Source organism: Tateyamaria sp. syn59, from assembly GCF_007995245.1.
Classification (GTDB): Bacteria; Pseudomonadota; Alphaproteobacteria; order Rhodobacterales; family Rhodobacteraceae; genus Tateyamaria.
In genome coordinates this window covers 152,473-170,794 of sequence record NZ_VCBA01000007.1, presented here as the reverse complement: position 1 = coordinate 170,794, position 18,322 = coordinate 152,473, and the positions used below count along the sequence as shown (strand labels likewise).

Annotated in this window: 17 protein-coding genes; 2 read left to right on the top strand and 15 right to left on the bottom strand. The window is 62.9% G+C overall.

Features of this window, described 5'->3' with window-relative positions:
* Positions 1-16: 16 nt before the first annotated feature.
* The 12 genes from FD715_RS14985 to FD715_RS14930 form a co-directional block, all read right to left on the bottom strand.
* Positions 17-985: an ester cyclase gene (locus tag FD715_RS14985; protein WP_147111354.1), complete on the bottom strand. Its 969-nt coding sequence runs from the start codon at positions 983-985 to the stop codon at positions 17-19.
* Positions 982-2,001, bottom strand: coding sequence for a LacI family DNA-binding transcriptional regulator (locus FD715_RS14980; protein ID WP_147111351.1), 1,020 nt, complete (start codon positions 1,999-2,001; stop codon positions 982-984). Before FD715_RS14980 ends, FD715_RS14985 begins: the two co-directional genes overlap by 4 nt.
* Positions 2,001-2,759: an SDR family NAD(P)-dependent oxidoreductase gene (locus tag FD715_RS14975; protein ID WP_147111348.1), complete on the bottom strand. Its 759-nt coding sequence runs from the start codon at positions 2,757-2,759 to the stop codon at positions 2,001-2,003. Before FD715_RS14975 ends, FD715_RS14980 begins: the two co-directional genes overlap by 1 nt.
* Entirely contained in the window at positions 2,756-3,805 is a 1,050-nt protein-coding gene (locus tag FD715_RS14970; RefSeq protein ID WP_147111345.1) for an ester cyclase, read from the bottom strand. Before FD715_RS14970 ends, FD715_RS14975 begins: the two co-directional genes overlap by 4 nt.
* Positions 3,802-4,806 carry an ester cyclase gene (locus FD715_RS14965; protein ID WP_147111342.1) on the bottom strand — a complete coding sequence of 335 codons (1,005 nt, stop codon included), beginning with the start codon at positions 4,804-4,806 and terminating at the stop codon, positions 3,802-3,804. Before FD715_RS14965 ends, FD715_RS14970 begins: the two co-directional genes overlap by 4 nt.
* Before the next feature lie 2 nt (positions 4,807-4,808).
* The gene (gene hisD, locus FD715_RS14960) at positions 4,809-6,137 is read right to left on the bottom strand and encodes a histidinol dehydrogenase (protein ID WP_147111339.1); all 1,329 of its coding nucleotides are present in this window, start codon (positions 6,135-6,137) and stop codon (positions 4,809-4,811) included.
* Between the two features lie 9 nt (positions 6,138-6,146).
* Positions 6,147-6,677 (bottom strand): ester cyclase, encoded by a 531-nt coding sequence (locus FD715_RS14955; protein ID WP_147111336.1) that lies wholly within the window; start codon positions 6,675-6,677, stop codon positions 6,147-6,149.
* Between the two features lie 129 nt (positions 6,678-6,806).
* Positions 6,807-7,958: a carbohydrate ABC transporter permease gene (locus tag FD715_RS14950; RefSeq protein WP_147111333.1), complete on the bottom strand. Its 1,152-nt coding sequence runs from the start codon at positions 7,956-7,958 to the stop codon at positions 6,807-6,809.
* Complete coding sequence (locus FD715_RS14945; protein WP_147111330.1) at positions 7,958-8,986, bottom strand: carbohydrate ABC transporter permease; 1,029 nt, start codon at positions 8,984-8,986, stop codon at positions 7,958-7,960. Before FD715_RS14945 ends, FD715_RS14950 begins: the two co-directional genes overlap by 1 nt.
* 10 nt (positions 8,987-8,996) lie before the next feature.
* Entirely contained in the window at positions 8,997-10,523 is a 1,527-nt protein-coding gene (locus FD715_RS14940; RefSeq protein WP_147111326.1) for a GMC family oxidoreductase, read from the bottom strand.
* A 55-nt stretch (positions 10,524-10,578) separates the two neighbouring features.
* A complete protein-coding gene (locus FD715_RS14935) occupies positions 10,579-11,799 on the bottom strand; it encodes an ABC transporter substrate-binding protein (protein ID WP_147111323.1) in 1,221 nt (406 codons plus the stop codon).
* Between the two features lie 97 nt (positions 11,800-11,896).
* Positions 11,897-12,943, bottom strand: a complete 1,047-nt coding sequence (locus FD715_RS14930; protein ID WP_147111318.1) for an ABC transporter ATP-binding protein — start codon at positions 12,941-12,943, stop codon at positions 11,897-11,899.
* 104 nt (positions 12,944-13,047) lie between these two features.
* Here FD715_RS14930 and FD715_RS14925 point away from each other — a divergent pair, with 104 nt between their 5' ends.
* Positions 13,048-14,034 carry an ester cyclase gene (locus FD715_RS14925; RefSeq protein ID WP_147111315.1) on the top strand — a complete coding sequence of 329 codons (987 nt, stop codon included), beginning with the start codon at positions 13,048-13,050 and terminating at the stop codon, positions 14,032-14,034.
* A gap of 45 nt (positions 14,035-14,079) precedes the next feature.
* On the opposite strand, the gene FD715_RS14920 is transcribed toward FD715_RS14925, so the two are convergent.
* Positions 14,080-15,303: an acyl-CoA dehydrogenase gene (locus FD715_RS14920; RefSeq protein ID WP_147111312.1), complete on the bottom strand. Its 1,224-nt coding sequence runs from the start codon at positions 15,301-15,303 to the stop codon at positions 14,080-14,082.
* Between the two features lie 225 nt (positions 15,304-15,528).
* Between FD715_RS14920 and FD715_RS14915 the strand changes: the two genes are divergently transcribed.
* On the top strand, positions 15,529-15,879 hold the full coding sequence (locus tag FD715_RS14915; RefSeq protein ID WP_147111308.1) for a hypothetical protein: 351 nt from the start codon (positions 15,529-15,531) through the stop codon (positions 15,877-15,879).
* On the opposite strand, the gene FD715_RS14910 is transcribed toward FD715_RS14915, so the two are convergent.
* Positions 15,876-16,547: an SOS response-associated peptidase gene (locus FD715_RS14910; RefSeq protein WP_147111305.1), complete on the bottom strand. Its 672-nt coding sequence runs from the start codon at positions 16,545-16,547 to the stop codon at positions 15,876-15,878. The two genes, FD715_RS14915 and FD715_RS14910, sit on opposite strands and share 4 nt — an antisense overlap.
* A gap of 141 nt (positions 16,548-16,688) precedes the next feature.
* Positions 16,689-18,248, bottom strand: a complete 1,560-nt coding sequence (locus FD715_RS14905; protein WP_147111302.1) for a bifunctional UDP-sugar hydrolase/5'-nucleotidase — start codon at positions 18,246-18,248, stop codon at positions 16,689-16,691.
* Positions 18,249-18,322 lie beyond the last annotated feature (74 nt).

The window sequence follows — 18,322 nt, the reverse complement described above, 5'->3', positions numbered from 1 at the left end:
ATATGCAAATGCGACCTCAGCCGGTCTGCAACAAGATCTGCTTCCAGATCGCCGTCTCATCAAACAGCGCATATTCCCGGCGTAGCCCCCAAGGCCCAAACTCTGCATGAGAAATGCCCAGAACATACACCTCAGCCCCGGTCGGCGCGCCGAAATACCCCCAGCCATCATGCTTGCCATGCAGGCTCCACCGGATCGCGGCCCGCGGCGGCATCATCTCATCATCCCGCCCAATCTGGTGGTCGATGGTAAACGTTGCATCCGGAAACGACGCCCGCAGTCCCATCCAGAAACGATCTACCGGCCCCGTGCCATGTCCGGTCAAACCACCGGGATACTCCGACTGCACCGCCCGGTCATATTCGCCCGGAATAACAGCCATATCGGCCCCCATAATCCGCGTCAGAATGTCGGCATATTTCTGACCCCACTCATTGTCATTGCCCCGCCCCTTGTACGGCCCCGGCTGATCCGTCGCAGGCGACAACGGGCGCACCGCATTCTCCATCCCCCCCTCGCGCTCGATCAGGTCCGCAGCGTAAGCCTTCGCCTCCCACCCGATCTGGTTCACGATGGCCGTCTGGTCGCGGATCAACCACTCGTCGTTGATCTGATCATTGATGGCATGACAGTCGGCAATAATCCGGTACTGCAAGGTCTTGCCCGACGCACGCCCATACACCCCATCCGCCATATGCGTGGCCGTCGACAAGATCCGGTGCGAGGACAACATCCCCTCCTCCGGCGTCCCGCTCCAGATCACATCCTCGCCCAGCAGCGTCCGGTCGGGAAACTCGGCCAGTGTCGCCATGGTGGCGCCAATCACCTTTTCGTTCCCAATGACAACCGACGCAGGCGACCGCACCACGATGTCCGGGCTGTAATAGTGATGCAGGGTCGCGATGCCGCGGTCTTCCCAGATCTCCTTGGTGATGCCGATGATATAGTCGGGGAAGTCCTTCCACCGGTTCGAAAAACCCTTCATGAGGTCCATCCTTTGGGTATGCGGGCCGACCCGCGCAGGATGAGTGGTCCATCCAGCGCGACGCGGCGGGGTTTGGTGTCAGGATCGGCAAGCCGGTCCATCAGAATATCAACCGTGGCGTCCGCCATCTGCCCCGCAGGCTGGCGCACAGTGGTCAGGTCATAGCTGGGCCAGGCGGCGAGGGTCACATCGTCGTAGCCCACGACCGACACATCGCCCGGCACGTTCAGGCCCAGCTCAAACCGCAGCACATCCATCACGGCAAAGGCCATGTGATCATTGGCACAAAACACCGCATCGGGCCGCTCCGACCCCGCAAACATCTCGCGCGCCACATCCTTGGCCGTGTCAAAGTCAAAGTCACTGACCCCACGTGCAAACAGGCGGCGCCCCGCCGCCTCCAGCCCGGCGACAAAGCCCGCCTCGCGGTCCCGCTGGGTCGAGGCACCCTCCCATCCCGCCACATGCGCAATGCGCTGGTGCCCACCGGCCACCAGAAACTCCGCCAGCTTGCGCCCGCCGTGGTAGTTGTCGGACGTGACCGAAGACAGCCGGTCATCATCCTGCGCCCGGTTGAACAGCACAATGGGAATGCCCGCCGCCTCGCAGCGCTGGGTCAGGTCGTTCGACATGCCGACGCTGGCGGCGATGATCCCATCCACCTGATAATCCAACAGCTCCCGCATCACCTCATCCGCATCGTCCGCTGAGTTCGACGAGATAAAGACCAGCACGTGATAGCCCTGCTCCTGCAGCTTTCGGCTCAACCGTTCGATGGCCTCGGGGTAAAAGTGGTTCTCCAGATAGGCGACAAGCAGCCCGACAATACGGCTCCGTCCAGTGATAAGCGACCGCGCCAGCACATTGGGTCGATACCCCAGATCATCCGCCGCCTGCCGCACCTTATCGGCGGTGCGCTTCGACACCGACGCACCGGGGGTGAAGACACGACTGACGGCCGAGCGGGACACACCCGCCCGCTCCGCCACATCGAGTGCTGTCACCTTGTCGGGCATCAGTCTGCCGTCCACCCGCCGTCGATCAGCATCGAGGTGCCCGTGACCATAGCTGACGCATCCGAGGCCAGAAACAGCACCGCCCCCATGATGTCCTCGACCTCCGCCACGCGGGGCAGCTTGATCTTGTCCATGATCCAGGCATAGCGCTCCGGATCTTCAAACGACTTCTCGGTAAAGGCCGTGCGCACGAAGGTCGGGCACACCGTGTTGATGCGGATATTCGCCTTACCCCACTCGATGGCCATGGCCTTCACCATGCCCTCAACCCCGTGTTTCGTGGCACAATAGACAGCCCGGTCGATGCCGCCCACATGACCCATCTGCGATGAGATATGGATGATCGAACCACCCTTGCCCGCCTCAGTCAGCGCACGGGCTGCGGCGGTGGACAGGAAGTATGCGCCCTTCAAATTGATGCCGACAACCGCGTCGAAATCCTCCGGCTGTGTCTCCATCGAAGGTCCATGCCGCGCCAGACCAGCCGAGTTCAAAACGATATCGTATGGCTGATCAAAAGCGGCCTCGACTGCGCCCATGTCCGACTGATCAAACTGCAGCGCCTCCGCGCTCCACCCCTGTTCAGTCATAGCCCCAACCACGTCCGCCAAAGCATCAGCCCGCCGCGCCGCACAGACCACATGCGCGCCCGCCTCCGCAAGCGCGACGGCACAACCCAAGCCGATCCCGGACGACGCACCCGTCACCAACGCCCGCTTGCCCGACAGATCAAACGAAGGTGTCTTCGGCAAGCTCATGCCGCTCTCCCCGTCTCCGGGTCAAACCCCGCACTCACCTTGTTGAACTCACGCATCCGCGCCAGCACATCGACGCCCATCTGGTCATACATCTGCAGCATGTCCACCATCACCCAATTCTCCCGTATCAACCCGTTCTCCAACCGCCAGAAATCAAGCGACCGCATCTCGATCCGCTTACCCGTCGGCGGCAGACCCAGCCATCCGCCATGCGTCACCGTTTGGTACATGTTCGGCCAGCCCGTGACCGCAGCATAGGGCCCGTCGCCAAAGAAATGATAGACAATCTCATCCACATACTGTCCCCGGTCCGGCATCCCGTTCAGAAACGGGATCTGGTGCCAGTTGCGAAACCCCGCAATCCCGCGCCCCGACCCGATACCGCTGGGCCCGTACCACATCATCTTCGGATGCCAGAACCGCTCCATCTCCATCACCTCCGGCCCGCCCTCGCCGGGGTGCTTTTTCATATGCGTCAGCATGTCGATGATGTGCTGGCAGGACGCCGCACTCGCCTCCGCGTCATAAGGCCCCGGCACCAGCCCATCGCAAGACGCAGGCCCCGGCACATGCCACTCACGTCCCAAGGACGGTACCATCGGCCACGCCCCCGCCTGCATCATGACTTCGGGGATGTCCCAAAGCGCCTGCATCTCGACGATCTGGCCGTCTTCGAAGCTATAGAACTCATGGAACCGCATATGCACGATGTGACCGGTCGGCGGGATGTCGAGCCACGGCGCAACATACGTACCCGTATAATACCCACCACACCCAACCCAATCCGCGCCCTCGGGCGTAGGTCCGGCCATCACAATATGGTCCCGCCGTTCCAGATCCGGGATCGCCGCCGCCAGCGGCGCAAACGCCGCGTCAACAAACGCATCCACGCCCACGATACTCTCGAACGGAAAGGCGAGCCGAAACACCACATCCGGCGCGCACAACTCATGCAGAACCGCGCGCAGCTCGCCCTCGTCGTAGTCATAAAGCGCCGCCCGCAGCGGCGCGATCAGCGCTTTGTGATGGGTATGCCGGTCCGTCATGCGTGCACCTGCATCCGCGCAAACAGATCCACGCCCATCTGCTGGAACAGATGGACCATATCCACGAACACCCAATTCTCGGTGAACTGCTCACCCGTTCTCAGCCAGAAATCGAGACCCGACACCTCGATCGGCGCACCCGTCGCCGCGTGGCCGAGATAGGTCCCACCATGAGTGCCCACCACGCCCTTCGGGCCAGAGGCGGCCACCATCCGGTCTTCGGCGAACAGGCTCTCCAAATGCATCACCTTGCGGTCGGGAAAGGCCGTCAGCCACGGCTGCTGGTGCCGCGTCTCGAACTCCGCCAGCGACAGGCAGGCGCCAATGCCGCCCGGCCCGTACCACTTGACATTGGGATGAAAGAACCGCGCCATGCCCATGCTGGTCAGGTCATTCTCGTCAAAACTGTTGAGCCCGCCAAATATTAACGCGCGCCCCAAAGTCATTGATTTCATAGAATCAGCTTCCAGTTGCACGGCTGTCAAAACACCGTCATATGCGGTCGGTGCCGGGTACACATGCGCAGCCCCGCGCGGGCGCGGCAGAGCGGGAAATCCAATCTGGTCGAACCAATCGACAAAGTCCCAGATCGTCTGGGCATAGGTGATGTTCCCGGCCTCATCAAACCGCAGAAACTCGCCCCAGCGAATGCGCAAATCATGGCCCGTAGCGGGGATGCCAAACACGCCCCCCGTGGCGCGCCCGGTATAGTATCCGGTGCCCGCCACCCAATGCGCCCCGTCGCCCTCGTCACTCTCATGGGCCGAGGACGCGCCACCCATGAAGATATGCGTCTGTCGCCGCAGATCCGGGATGGCCGCCCGCAAGGGCGCGAAGAGCGCACCGATGATCCCGTCAGCAGTCCCCTGCATCCCCACAGGCGCTGGCCCATGCCACCCCTCAAGCGCGGGCAGCAGCGCCACAGCACTCTCAGGGTCGCGATCCAAGGCTGCCCACAGCGTCAGCGCCGTGGCCTTGTTGCGTTGGTTCTGGTCGGTCACGGCTATTCCGCTGCGTCGCGCGCAGGGGCCCCCTCACCATAAGGCACGTTGATCCCGCCATAGCGGCGGACGCGCAGGTTGCACTGCTCGGCATGGCCCACGAACCCTTCCAGCATACACAGACGCGAGCCATAGGCCCCGATCTCTGCCGCTGCCTCGTCCGTGGTGACCTTCTGGTAACTGTGGGTCTTGAGATACTTGCCGACCCAGAGACCCCCTGTATACCGCCCGGCCTTTTTCGTGGGCAGCGTATGGTTGGTCCCGATCACCTTGTCCCCGTTGGCGACATTGGTGCGCGGCCCAAGGAACAGCGCGCCGTAGCAGGTCATGTGTTCAAGGAACCAGTCGTCGCGGTCGGTCATGACCTGCACGTGCTCACTTGCCACGTCATCAGCCACCTGCAACATCTCGTCATAGGTGTCGCAGAGGATGATCTCGCCATAATCCTCCCAGCTTTTGCGGGCGGTGTCAGCGGTGGGCAGGATGCCCAGAATGCGCTCGATCTCTGCCGCTGTTTCATCCGCCAGCTTGCGCGAGTTCGTCAGCAGAACGGCAGGCGAGTTGTAGCCATGCTCCGCCTGCCCAAGCAGGTCGGTGGCACACATCTCCGCATCCACGGTTTCGTCCGCAATCACCATCGTCTCGGTCGGGCCAGCAAAGAGGTCGATGCCCACGCGGCCAAAAAGCTGGCGCTTGGCCTCGGCCACGAAGGCGTTGCCTGGGCCGACAAGCATGTGGACCGGATCAATCGTCTCGGTCCCGATGGCCATGGCACCGACAGCCTGAATGCCGCCCATGACATAGATCTCATGCGCGCCGCCCAGGTGCATGGCGGCAATCACCGCCGGGTTCGGCTTGCCCTGCCACGGCGGGGTGCAAGCGATGATGCGGGGCACACCTGCGACGCTGGCCGTGGCGACCGACATGTGTGCCGAGGCCACCATGGGGAACTTGCCGCCCGGCACGTAGCAGCCCACGGACTGCACGGGGATATTCTTGTGGCCCAGGATCACGCCGGGCATCGTCTCGACCTCGATGTCCAGCATCGAGTCCCGCTGCGCCTGGGCGAAGTCCCGGACCTGCTGCTGGGCGAACTGGATGTCGGCCAGCTCGCGCGGGGTCAGTTCGGCGATCAGCGCGTCGATCTCGGCTTGGCTCAGGCGGAAGCTATCGGGGCTGTAGCCATCGAACTTCTCCGACAACTCGCGCACAGCGGCATCCCCGCGCTTTTCAATGTCGGCCAAAGTCGCCTCGACAATGGCGCGGGTCTTGGCGTCGTCCTCGGCCCGCTCTGCCTCGGGCTTGCCGCGTTTCAGATATTCGATTGTCATGTCCTCACCTCATGCATCGGGGCGCGGCGGGGTCTTGTCGCCGCGGTCGAAGGCTTCCCAGCCTTCACCATCAAAAACGTCCCGCCCCAGCTGGGCGAGCACGTGGGGAAAATCGACCATCACGTAGTTGTCGGTGATGCGGCCCTCTTCGACTTTCCAGAAATCCATGTAGCGGATCTCGATCCGCTTACCGGTGGGGGCGATGCCCATGAACTCACCGGCATGGGTGGCCTCCTGTCGGCCAAAGGCGGCGGCCCACTCGCCCATGTAAAGCCGCGCCTCGTCGACGCAGACCTTGTCGGCAAAGGCTGCCTGGAACGGGCGCTGCCAATTGTCCTGAAATTCCTGCAGCCCCGTCTTGGTCCCACAACCGGTGTTGCCCATCCAGCGGAAGCTTTCGGCAAAGAACTGGCCGATGTCGTCAATGCGGTGGTCATTCAGACCATCCACCATGCCCTCGATCACGGCGCGCGTTGCGTCGGTCTTGGTCATGTCAGTGTCGCGGGTCAGGACCGCTTGTTCGGGGCGGGATCCCTTCATTGGATCATCCTTTCATTTGTGCTGTGTCACGCGTCGCTTGGGAAACGACGCGTGCACAAATGAAATCCCGTGGCATCCGGTTGAGGGCCGGATGCGCTTGCATCCGGCAGGTGCGCGACGAACTGCTCATCAGCCCTTCACCGCCCCCGCTGTCAGGCCCGACACGATCTGGCGTTGGAACACCATAACCAGAAGGAACAAGGGTGCCGTGATGGACACGGCGGCGGCGACCGCCTCGACCTGGTCGGTCGTGGTGGTTTCGCGATTGAAGTAGCCCGCGATGGCCGGGACCATCGTCTGGTTCTGCGCATCCAGCAGCAGGGCCGTGACGAGAAAGTCGTTGTAGCCCAGCAGGAAGCTGAAGAGGCCCGTGGTGATCACCCCCGGCCACATGACCGGCATGATCACGCGGCGGAAGGCCTGGAAGTGGGAACAACCGTCGACCCGCGCGGCCTCGTCCAGCTCGGCCGGGATGTTCTGGAAGAAGGATCGCAGCATCCAGATGGTGAAGGGCTGGTTGATCGCCACAAGCACCGCGATGATCGCTAGTGGTTGGCCGTAGAGCGTGGGCGCCAGGTCACCCAGGATCGGGCGCAGGATTTCGGCGGAGTTGATGAACCACGGCAGGTAGCCTGCCACGAGCACCGAGTGCGGCAGCGCGCGGAAGACAAGCGCGATGATCAGAAGCCAGAAGGCGAGGTTCGAGCCGGAGCGCGCAAGGCCATAGCCCGCGAGCGTACCGACGGTGAGAGAGACGGTGACGACGCCAGCCGTCACGATCATCGAGTTCATGAAGTTGCGGTAGAACTGGTTTTCGCCCCAGACCGCCACGTAGTGTTCCGTCGTCAGGCCGAGGATCGGCGTGCCCAGCGGCCCCGCGATGCTGTTGAGTGCGCCGAAGATGACCGGCAGGGCGCCGAAGAAGATCAATACGAACAGCAGACCGTAGACGGCTGCGCCCACAAGCCAGCCCAGCACGATGAAGCCGGGGGGCGAGAACTGCTCGACCAACCGGGGCAGCTTTGTGAAGGCCCAGCGGATCGCGAAGTACAGCACGATCAGGCCCAGCAGAATGTCGAGGAAGCTGAGCCCGTTGCCCGCCGCCCGCGTGGCGGGTCCGGTGATCACGTTCCACGCGCTGGCATCGAAGGCATCGCGCGGGGACTTCACGCTCATCACCGCGATCCAGGCAATGGGAAAGGCTGCGATCAGGCACCAGAAGGCGAGGAAGGCGCCGGATGCAAGCTTGAGCGACAGCGGCTGTGCGGTGGCTTTGGACATTAATGTGCCCCCCCTTTGTGGTCGCGCCAGGTGCGGCGCAGCGGCAGGATCAGCAGGATCACAATGCCCACCATGGTCAGCATGGCGCTGGCGGCGGCCCGGCTGATCGCCCGGTTGCCTGCGTCATCCGGTGTGAGGAAATCGAAGGTCAGCCATTGCAGCGAGATGACATGCGCCTGGCTGCGGAAGCCGATGATCTCGTCGAAGACACGGTAGCAGTCCATCAGGTGGATGAGCGCGATGAAGATAATCAGCGGCATGAGGTGTGGCACGATCACGTAGCGCAGCCGTTCGAAGCGGCTGGCGCCGTCGATGATGGCCGACTCCAGCGTATCCATGTTCACCGTTTGCAGTCCTGCATAGAAGATGACGAAGGCGAAGGGGGCCACGTGCCAAACGCGGTAGAAGTACATCAGCAGCTCAATCGTCCACGCCTGCGCGAACATGGCAATGTCCTGGCCTGTCCAGCGTTCGAGGGTGGCGGTCAGAATGCCATCGCCGACGAAGAGCCAATAGATCGACAGCGAGCCGATGACGGGCGTGATGATGAAGGGCAGCAGCGACACGAAGATCACCGGGCCGCGCAGGGACTTGGCGGCGTTGTTCACAGCCAGCGCGATCATGAGACCCACGCCGATGACCAAAGGCAGCGTCACGAGCGTGAACATCAGGGTGAAGCGCAGCGCTTTCCAGAAGTCGATCTGCAGGATCTCGCCCCAGTTGCCAGACCCGATGGCGGACCAGAATTTGTCCATTTGCAGCACGTTCTGGTAGCTTTGGAAGCCGACCCAGGCGGTGGTGGTTTCGGTGCGCCCCGTCTCTTCGTTGATGACGGGGACCGTTTTGGTTTCTGTCACGCAGGTCTGGGTGAGGAAGCCGGGGGTGCAGGTCTCGACCTCGATCTGCTGCATCACGGGCTGGGTGATCTGGAAGGACTGGATGAAGACCGAGATCAGCGGGGCCGCGATGAACAAGAGCATCATGAAGACCGAGGGGGCCACGAACCAGAAGAAGGTTTTGAACTTCATGTGTCAGTCCTCAAGTAGCTATGCGGTAGGACATGGAAGGGGTCCTTTCTGCGGTGGCCGCGACGTGGCCCCCGATCTGCCAGCCGATCATCATGGATGGGGCGTTGGTGTTGGCGGATGTGATGCGCGGCATGACCGAGGCGTCCGCGACCCAGAGGTTGTCCACGCCTTTGACCGCGCCCTGCGCATCGAGCGGGCCACCGAGAGCGACCGTGCCGACGGGGTGGTAGGCGGTGCCTGCGCGCGTTCGGATCACTTCGCGGAGCGCGTCGCCGGTGATATGGGTGCCGGGAAAGCCTTCGGGCGCGCGGCGGTGTTCGAGGGGGGCCGCATCAAGCAGCGCGCGTAGGCGGTCGACGCCACGCACCATCATGTCGAGGTCCCAGTCGTCGCCGAAGAGGTTGAGGTCGATGAGCGGTTGGAAGCGGTCCTTGCCGATCCGCAAGCGCCCACGTGAGCGAGGCTGGCACAGGCAGACATCGGCGAAGTAACCCGATCCCCAGATGATCGCGCGGCCTTGCCAGCCCATTAGGAAGGGCAGGAAATGGGTTTGGATGTCGGGCACGTCGCTGTCCGTGACGCTGTAGAATGCGCCCGCCTCGACGGTGTTGGAACTAAGCCGCCCGGAACGTGTCAGGAGCCATTGGAAGGGCGACAGCGCCCAAGCGGGAAGCTGACCGAGCGTGAGGCCGTAACCCGAGCCCTGCCCTTTAAAATGCAGGCCGAAACCGGGGTGGTCGTGTAGGTTTGCGCCCACGCCCGGCGCGTCGATGCGCACGTCGATGCCTGCGGCTTTTAGGTCAGCCCCCGGACCGATGCCGGAGCGCATGAGGATCATTGGGCTTTCGATGCTGCCTGCCGACAGGACAACGCCCGCGCGCGCCGTCAGGGTGCGACCGTCGCGCAGAACGACGCCCGTAGCGCGGGTGTTATCGAAGGTGACATGGTCCACCTCGGCATCCGTTACGACATCGGCTCCAGAGGGGCGCAAGAATCCATCAGCCGCCGACCAGCGGGCGCCGCCCCTCATGTTTGTGTGGAACACCCCCGCGCTTTGCCGTTCCGGTGTGGGCGGGGCGTGGGGGTCGTTGGCGGGAAAGACGCGGCCAAAGGCTTCGGACAGGGGGTGCGGGTGCGGCAAGCGCTCGGGAGTCATCCGCGCCTCGACCACGTCGAAGGCCCGCCAGACTGTCGCGCTGTCCCATCCGGGCAGGCCCCAGACGTCGAAGTCAGCGCGGGTGCCCCGGAACCAGACCATGGAATTGATCGAGCCCGACCCGCCCAGCATCTTGCCGCGCGGGACGGACACTTGTCGGTTGCCTGCCGATGCCATGGGTACCGTTTGCCGCTTCCAGTTGCGACGGTCGGAGGCCAGAAGGTTCACGAGAGCAAAGGGCACTCGGACCCGGATATCCCGATCCGAAGGCCCCGCCTCGACCACGCACACCTTTGCGCCCGGTCGTTCGGCAAGACGCGCGGCCACCGCGCATCCAGCAGAGCCACCGCCCACAACGATATGATCGTAGTCTCGTGTCATCTGTCCCCCAAGGTGAGTGGCTGGCCGAGGGAACCCCGGCCAGCCGAGTGGTGACTTATTCGAGCACACCGGCCTCTTTGGCCGACGTGGTGTAGGCTTCTTCGATGGCGACCAGCGTCGCCTCTGCCCCGCGCTCACCGGTCAGGAAGGCAGGCAGTTCATTGCCCAGCGCCGTGTGCAGCAGACCCATCTGTGTGGTCGACGGGTACGCGGGCGGCGCCGGGTTGGCGGTTGCGGTCGCGATGGCACCTTCGGCCAGCGGGCCGGGCTCATAGCCCTGCACCAGCCAGATGGCGGCCTCATTTGCGCTTTGCACCATGTCGGCATCCATGCCTTCCATCGCCAGACGGAAAGCGGCGTCTGCTTCCTCATCTGTGATGTTGGCTGCGATCACGATACCGTCCCACCAGAGCGTGGTGGCGGGCGCGCCGCCGTCCATCGCCATGGGGGCAGCAGCCATCGAGACCTTGCCCACAACGGTGCTTTCGTTTTCGTCATTCATGGCACCGGCGCGGCTGGACCACAGGTTCGCCATGGCGATCTTGCCCTGCTGGAACTGCTGCTGGACATAGGTCGAGTCGCTGACCAGAACCTCCGGGTCGGTGAACTCCAGCGTGCGCTTCATGGTGTCGAGCGCCTTCATCCCCGCCTCGGAATTCACGGCGGTGGTGTTGTCGGCGTTGAAGAACGCACCACCAAAGCCGGGATACATGTTCACGAATTCCTGGGCGAGGTTCCAACCGGACTTCATCGTCGCGCCGATGGCGTGGTCAACGACGCCCGCCTCTTCGATCTTCTCGGCGGCGGCGAACACCTCGTCCCATGTGCTGGGCGTTTCGATGCCCAGATCGGCGAGGATGTCGCTGCGGTACATCAGGTGCTGGGTGTTCACCATCATGGCGACGGCCATGATCTGACCGTCCACGCGGATCAACTGGTTGGGCGACAGGTTCTGGCCGTATTTCTCGACCAGATCATCCAGCGGGCGGATTGTGCCCGCGTTCAGCAGAGGTGTGATGGTGCCGTTCGACACGCCGCCAATGTGGTAGAGCGACGGGTTCGCCTCGAACGCGGCGGGCTGCTTGGTGCGGAATTCCTGGTCCAGCTCGGCCTGGAAATTGCCGCACTCGGCCATGGCGTCGGTGACGGCCTTCCAGGCTTCAAAGCCTGCGGTCAGCGACTTCAACGGCACCTCGTTTTGGTAGGAACACGCGGCAAAGGCCGTGCTGCCCAAAAGCGAGACGGCGCCCGCAAGTGCCAGTTTCTTCAGATACATGTGCAAACTCCCTGTTGCGTTTTGCGCCAGTGCATCTTGCAAGTCTGCACTGGCCGGTGTTGGGCCGTACGGGGTGCCCCCCGCACAGCCGGGTTCCTCAGGCCAGACGTTCGCCGGAAGAGGAATCGAATGCGTGGCAGATCTCTGCCGGGACCGAGAAGGACACGGTATCGCCGATCTCGGCCCTGAACTCCTTGTGCGCCTTGATCGACACAAGCTGCCCGCCCGCGCGGACGGTGAGCATGGTGGCGTCGCCCAAAAGCTCGATGGTGTAGATGGGGGCGGTGATCTGGCCGTCTGCTTCGGCCAACGCGGCATCTTCGGCGCGGAAGCCCAGCGTGGCAGGGCCGTCGGGGGCGGTGAGGCCGCTGATCGAGACGTTGTCGCCGGTGAAGGTGCCGCCCGCCATCGTCCCTTCCATCAGGTTCATGGCAGGCGAGCCGATGAAGCTGGCGACGAATGTGTTGGCGGGCCGGTCGTAGATTTCCGTCGGCGTGCCCACCTGCTGCACCTTGCCCTGCTTCATCACCACCACGCGGTCGGCGAGCGTCATCGCCTCGATCTGGTCATGGGTCACGTAGACGGTCGTGACCTTCAACTCGTGGCTGAGGTTCTTGATCTGGGCGCGGGTCGAGACGCGCAGCTTGGCGTCGAGGTTCGACAGCGGCTCGTCCATCAGGAACACGTTGGGTTCGCGCACGATGGCGCGGGCAAGCGCCACGCGCTGGCGCTGGCCGCCGGACAATTCGGCGGGCTTTCGGTGCAGGAAATCGTCGAGCTCCACCATGGCCGAGGCGCGGCGCACGCGGTCGTCATGGGTGGCGGGATCCACCTTACGGACCTTCAGCGGGAAGCGGATGTTTTCGTAGACATTCAGGTGCGGGTAGAGGCCGTAGGACTGGAACACCATCGCCACGTCGCGGTCCTTTGGGTCCAGATCATTGACGCGCTTGCCGTCGATCATGATATCGCCTTCAGTCGCATCCTCAAGCCCCGCGATCATGCGCATCGTCGTGGTCTTGCCACACCCCGAGGGGCCGAGCAGCACCAGGAATTCCTCATCCGCGATCGTCAGGTCGAAATTGTCGACGCCCACGAACGTGCCCCACCGTTTGTTGATGTTGCGCAGTTGGATTTCTGCCATGTGGACCCCCGACCCATAGGTTGATGAATAAGGCTAGACATCCGGGCTTTGACTTGGCAACTGTTTTTTGCACACGTGTGCAAAACCATCTTTGGACAGCCACCATGACCTCCGATATTCCTGCTTTGCGCGCGACATTGCACGCGCTTTGGGCAGATGATGATGCTGCAGCGCGGCAGGCCTTCGAGACCTGTTTTTCGGCCGATTGCGCCTTTTATTTCTCGCATCCCGCGAATGTGCCGGGCGATGCCTGGGCCGAAGTATACGCCCCTTTGCGTGCTGCGCTGCCGCATGCCCGGCGGCGCGATGAAATTTTCATCGCGGGGGCCAACAGGCGCGAGGTCGGCGGTCAGTGGATTGCCGCATTCACGCACTATGCGGGCACGTTTGCTGCGCCTTTGTGGAACATTGCGCCGTCGAATCGCCTCGCCTTTCTGCGGTCGGGCGAGTTTTACCGGGTCGAGAATGGCCAGATCATCGAGGCGCGGATCATCCTCGACCTACCGGACCTGATGCGGCAGGCGGGGCGCGATCCGTTTGGCGGATTGCTCGGCACCGAAATGCTGTTTCCCGGGCCTGCGACCCATGACGGGATCCTGCCTGCGGGCGACGGTACGGCCAGCCTCGACCTGATTGAAGCGATGTTGGGCGATCTGCATATCTACGATCCCGAAACCGGCACCTCCAAGGGTCAGACCGGAGAGGGCGGATACTGGGCCGATGACATGCTGTGGTACGGGCCCGGCGGCATCGGGTCGAACCACCGCTGGGCGGGGTTTGTGAAAGATCACCGTGCGCCCTTCCTCGCCGCGTTTCCCGACCGCAAGGGGGGCAATCACTATGCTAGGATTGGACAAGGCAACTACGCCGCCATCTCGGGCTGGCCGTCGATGACGATGACGCATCAAGGGCCTTACCTGGGTGTGGAACCTACGGGCAAAGACCTCACGCTGCGGGTGATGGATTTCTACCGATGCGCAAACGGGCAGATTGCCGAAAACTGGGTCATGCTCGACTACATGGACCTGTTTCACCAGATGGGCGTGGACCTTATCGCGAAGTCAAACGCCCAAGCCGTTTCTTCTGACTGAAAATACGATCGGGGGTCCGGGGGCAGACAGCCCCCGGTCCTGGCTTCAGAAAAACGCCTGCAGTCCGGTCTGTGCACGACCCAGGATCAGGGCGTGCACGTCATGGGTGCCTTCATAGGTATTCACCGTCTCCAGGTTCACCATATGGCGCATCACCTGGAATTCGCCTGAAATGCCGTTGCCACCGTGCATGTCGCGGGCAGCTCGGGCGATGTCGAGCGCCTTGCCGCAATTGTTGCGCTTTACGATGGAGATCATCTCAGGCGCGGCCTGGGCGGCGTCCATCAAGCGGCCGACCTGAAGGGATGCTTGCAGACCCAGCGTGATTTCCGTCTGCATGTCGGCCAGTTTTTTCTGGAAGAGCTGGGTTTGGGCCAAGGGCTTGCCGAACTGCTTGCGGTCGAGCCCGTATTGGCGGGCGGCGTGCCAGCAGAACTCGGCGGCACCCATGGCGCCCCAGGAGATGCCGTAGCGGGCGCGGTTGAGGCAGCCGAACGGACCCTTCAGACCCTGCACGTCGGGCAGAAGCGCGTCTTCGCCCACCTCGACGCCGTCCATCACGATCTCGCCCGTGATGGAGGCGCGAAGAGAAAGCTTGTTCTCGATCTTCGGGGCGGACAGACCCGCCATCCCCTTCTCCAATACGAAGCCGCGGATTTTGCCACCATGCGCTTCGGACTTGGCCCAGACCACGAAGACGTCCGCGATGGGGGCGTTGGAAATCCACATCTTCGATCCGTTCAGGACGTAGCCGCTGTCGGTTTTCTTCGCCGAGGTCTTCATGCCCGCAGGGTCGGAGCCTGCGTCGGGCTCGGTCAGGCCGAAACAGCCGATCCATTCGCCCGAGGCGAGCTTGGGCAGGTATTTCTGGCGCTGTTCTTCCGAGCCATAGGCGTAGATCGGGTAGATGACGAGCGACGATTGCACGGACATCATCGACCGGTAGCCGCTGTCGATCCGCTCAACCTCGCGCGCGACGAGGCCGTAGGAGACGTAGGAGCCACCCAAGCCGCCGTATTCTTCGGGCAGAGTCACACCGAGCAGGCCCATATCCCCCATCTCGCGGAAGATATCGGGGTCCGTCGCCTCGTCCGCGAAGGCGGAGACCACGCGCGGCGCCAGTTTTTCCTGGGCATAGGCATGGGCGGAAGCCTGGATCATGCGTTCGTCTTCGGACAGCTGGTCAGACAGGCGCAGGGGGTCGGCCCAGTCGAACGACCCGAGGTCGGGGGCATCCTTGGCTTTGAGGATCTTCGTCTCGATGTTCATATGCGTCTCCCTTGGCCGATGCGCCGCACTGGCGCCTGATTTGACCCTTATGTAATGCGCACGGCACCGCAAGACCATGCGTCATCGCCGCTGCGGGTCGGGGGCATCCATGTCGTTCGCCGCCGCCCGGCCCTGCCGCTGCCTCAATTCAGCCGCAATCGGCGTCCATGAACAGCATATACGATTCTGTCTTCCGGGTGGGGCCGAAGCAAAAGGAGTGCTGGCATGCAGCGCATGATGCAAATTGGGGCCGTCCTGGCCACGCTGACCACGGCGACCGCCGTGTCCGCAGCCGAACACGAGATCCTGATCCTGCCGGATGCCTATTTCCCGTCCATCCTTTACATTGATGACGGCGACACCGTGAACTTCGTCAACCTGACCGAAACCGATCACAACATCGTTGCCAAGAATGGCAAATGGGCTGTCGGTCCGATCGGCCCCAATTCCACCTATTCGATGGTTGTCGAAAAGGGCACGCAGACCACCTTTTACGACGCGGACGCGGTGTCGGAAGAGGACGGCTCGTTCCTCGTCGAGGGTAAGATGAGCTTTGGCGAGGCGCCGCTCGACTAATCGTCAATCGGTTCGATCAGGTCCGGGCCGGATGCCCGGTTTGAGTTGACCGCCACAGGCACGCGATGCCACTGCAAGGCATCCTCAGGGGCGGCCCGCATCAGCGTGGCGGCCCCTTTGCCTTTTTCTCCCAGCCAGAGCCCGATGTCGTCCGGTTCGAGGATGACCGGCATGCGGTGGTGGATGGCGGACATGGGCTTGTTGGCTGCCGTTGTGACGATGGCCGCAGTGCGTTGCCGCGTCTCTGGCGCAGCGGGGATATGCCAGTCCTGCCAGACAGCTGCAAAGGCCAGCGGGGCGCCATCGCTGCGGGTGATGTACCAGGGCAGTCGCGTATCGCCGTCTCGCGTCCATTCATAGAAACCCGTTGCCACGATCACTGCCCGCCGTTCGCGACAGGCCATGCGAAAGGCGGGTTTGTCGGCAATCGTCTCGGCCCGCGCGTTGATCAGCAGCGGACCGTCGTTCGGCTTTTTGTACCAGTGCGGGATAAACCCCCAGCGCATGGGCGCAAGCCACCGTTGGCCGTCCTGATGCGTGACCGTGTGGACCGCATTGGTCGGGCAGACGTTGTAGTTTGGTACGTCGGGCAAGTCATTTGCTGGTACGGCATTGAAGAGTTGCGCCATGGCATCGGGCGGCAGGGTTACGGCAAATCGTCCACACATCTCCATACGGTAGCGCAGTGTGTGCCGAACCGTAAGTCGGAAGACACTTCCGCCTTGCCGGAGTGACAAAGAAAAAGGCGGGGACCGGCCCCCGCCTTTTCCTGAAATCGTAAGGCGCAGGTATCCTGCGCCGACCGGCCCTTACTTCGCGGTGATCCGACCGTCGGTATAGGGTGTGAACGGCCCCTGCTCGGCCAGATACTCCGCCGTCACATCGGCCAAGTCGGGACCGAAGTCGTAGGCGTTTTCCGCATCCACGAACATCGAATACCCATCGCCGCCGTTGCGCACATAGTTGTTGCTGACAACGCCATAGAGCTTGTCCATCTCGATGGGCGCGCCGCCCACCATGACGTCGCTGACACGCTCACCTGCGGGTTTTGCGGCATCGAAGGCATAGGACATGCCCGCCACTTGCGGGAAGCGGCCTGCGCCATCCTCGATCTGGCCCACACCATTCTCAAGCGCAGCCACGATGGCCGAGCCCGGTACCTGGAAGGTGGACAGCGTGTTCTGGAACGGCAGCACGGTCAGCACTTCGCCCATGGTGATCTCGCCCGCGTCGATGGAGGCACGGATGCCGCCGCCGTTCTGGATGGCGATCTCGATCCCCTGGTCGGCCACGCGCGCGAGCATCGCGTCAGCGATGAGCGAGCCCATGGGGCATTCTTGCGCCCGGCAGACCGACCGGTCGCCTTCGATGGCTTCCGCCGCTTCAGCGACGACGCGGTTTTTCATCTCTTCGATGGGCGCGCCCATTTCCGCGATGCGGGCGATGAAGTCGGCATCGGGTTCGACCGACGCATCCAGCAGCATCGGATCGCCCGAGGCCGCTGTCACGTTGCCCGCGTCATCGAAGGTCACCGTCAGGTGGCCGAGATACTTGGTGTAGGCATAGGCCTGCGCCACCGCCGCGTCGCCCACCATGGTCGGATAGGCTGGCGTTTCGGCGTCGTCGTTGGACATCAGCGTGTGGCTGTGCCCGCCGATCACCACGTCGATGCCATCGACCGCTTCGGCAATGGCGAGGTCCTTGTTCAGACCCACGTGGTTAAGCGCAATGATGATATCGACCCCTTCGCCCTGCAGCGTGGCGACGTCAGCCTGCAGCGCCTCAATCTCGTCCTGGAAGACGACGTTGGGACCGGGCGAAGAAGTTTCGACCGTGTCAACAGCGAGCGCAGAGACGATACCGATCTTCTTGCCGCCCACTTCCAGCACAACGTGGTTTTCGACCTTGCCGTTCAGCGTCTCTTCGGCAGACAGATCGAGGTTGCCTGAGATGACGGGGAAGCTCACTGCGTCAATGAACTCGGCCAGCTTGGGCGGGCCATCGTCGAACTCGTGGTTGCCGACGGCCATGGCGTCATAGCCGATCTTTTCCATGAACTCGGCCTCGGCCGCACCCTTGTAGGTGGTGTAGAACAGCGAGCCCTGGAACGGGTCACCCGCGTCCAGCACGATCACGTTCTGGTTGTCGAGTGCAGCCTTCTTGGCGTCGATGGCGGATTTGACCCGCGCCACGCCGCCAAAGCATTCGCCTTCGGCCTCGCCCTCGGCGTTGCAGGTCGAATCGAAGCGGTTGATCGATTCAATGCGGCTGTGCATGTCGTTGGTGTGCAGGATGTGCAGCGTGTAGTCGGCGGATGCCATGCCGGCGCTGAGCGCCAGGGCGGCCGTGCCCATCAATAGTCGGGTCATGCGGTGTCTCCCTTGTTGAATATGACGGTTACGTGACAGCAATCCGAGCCACGAGTCAAAGCGGTTCCTTAGGG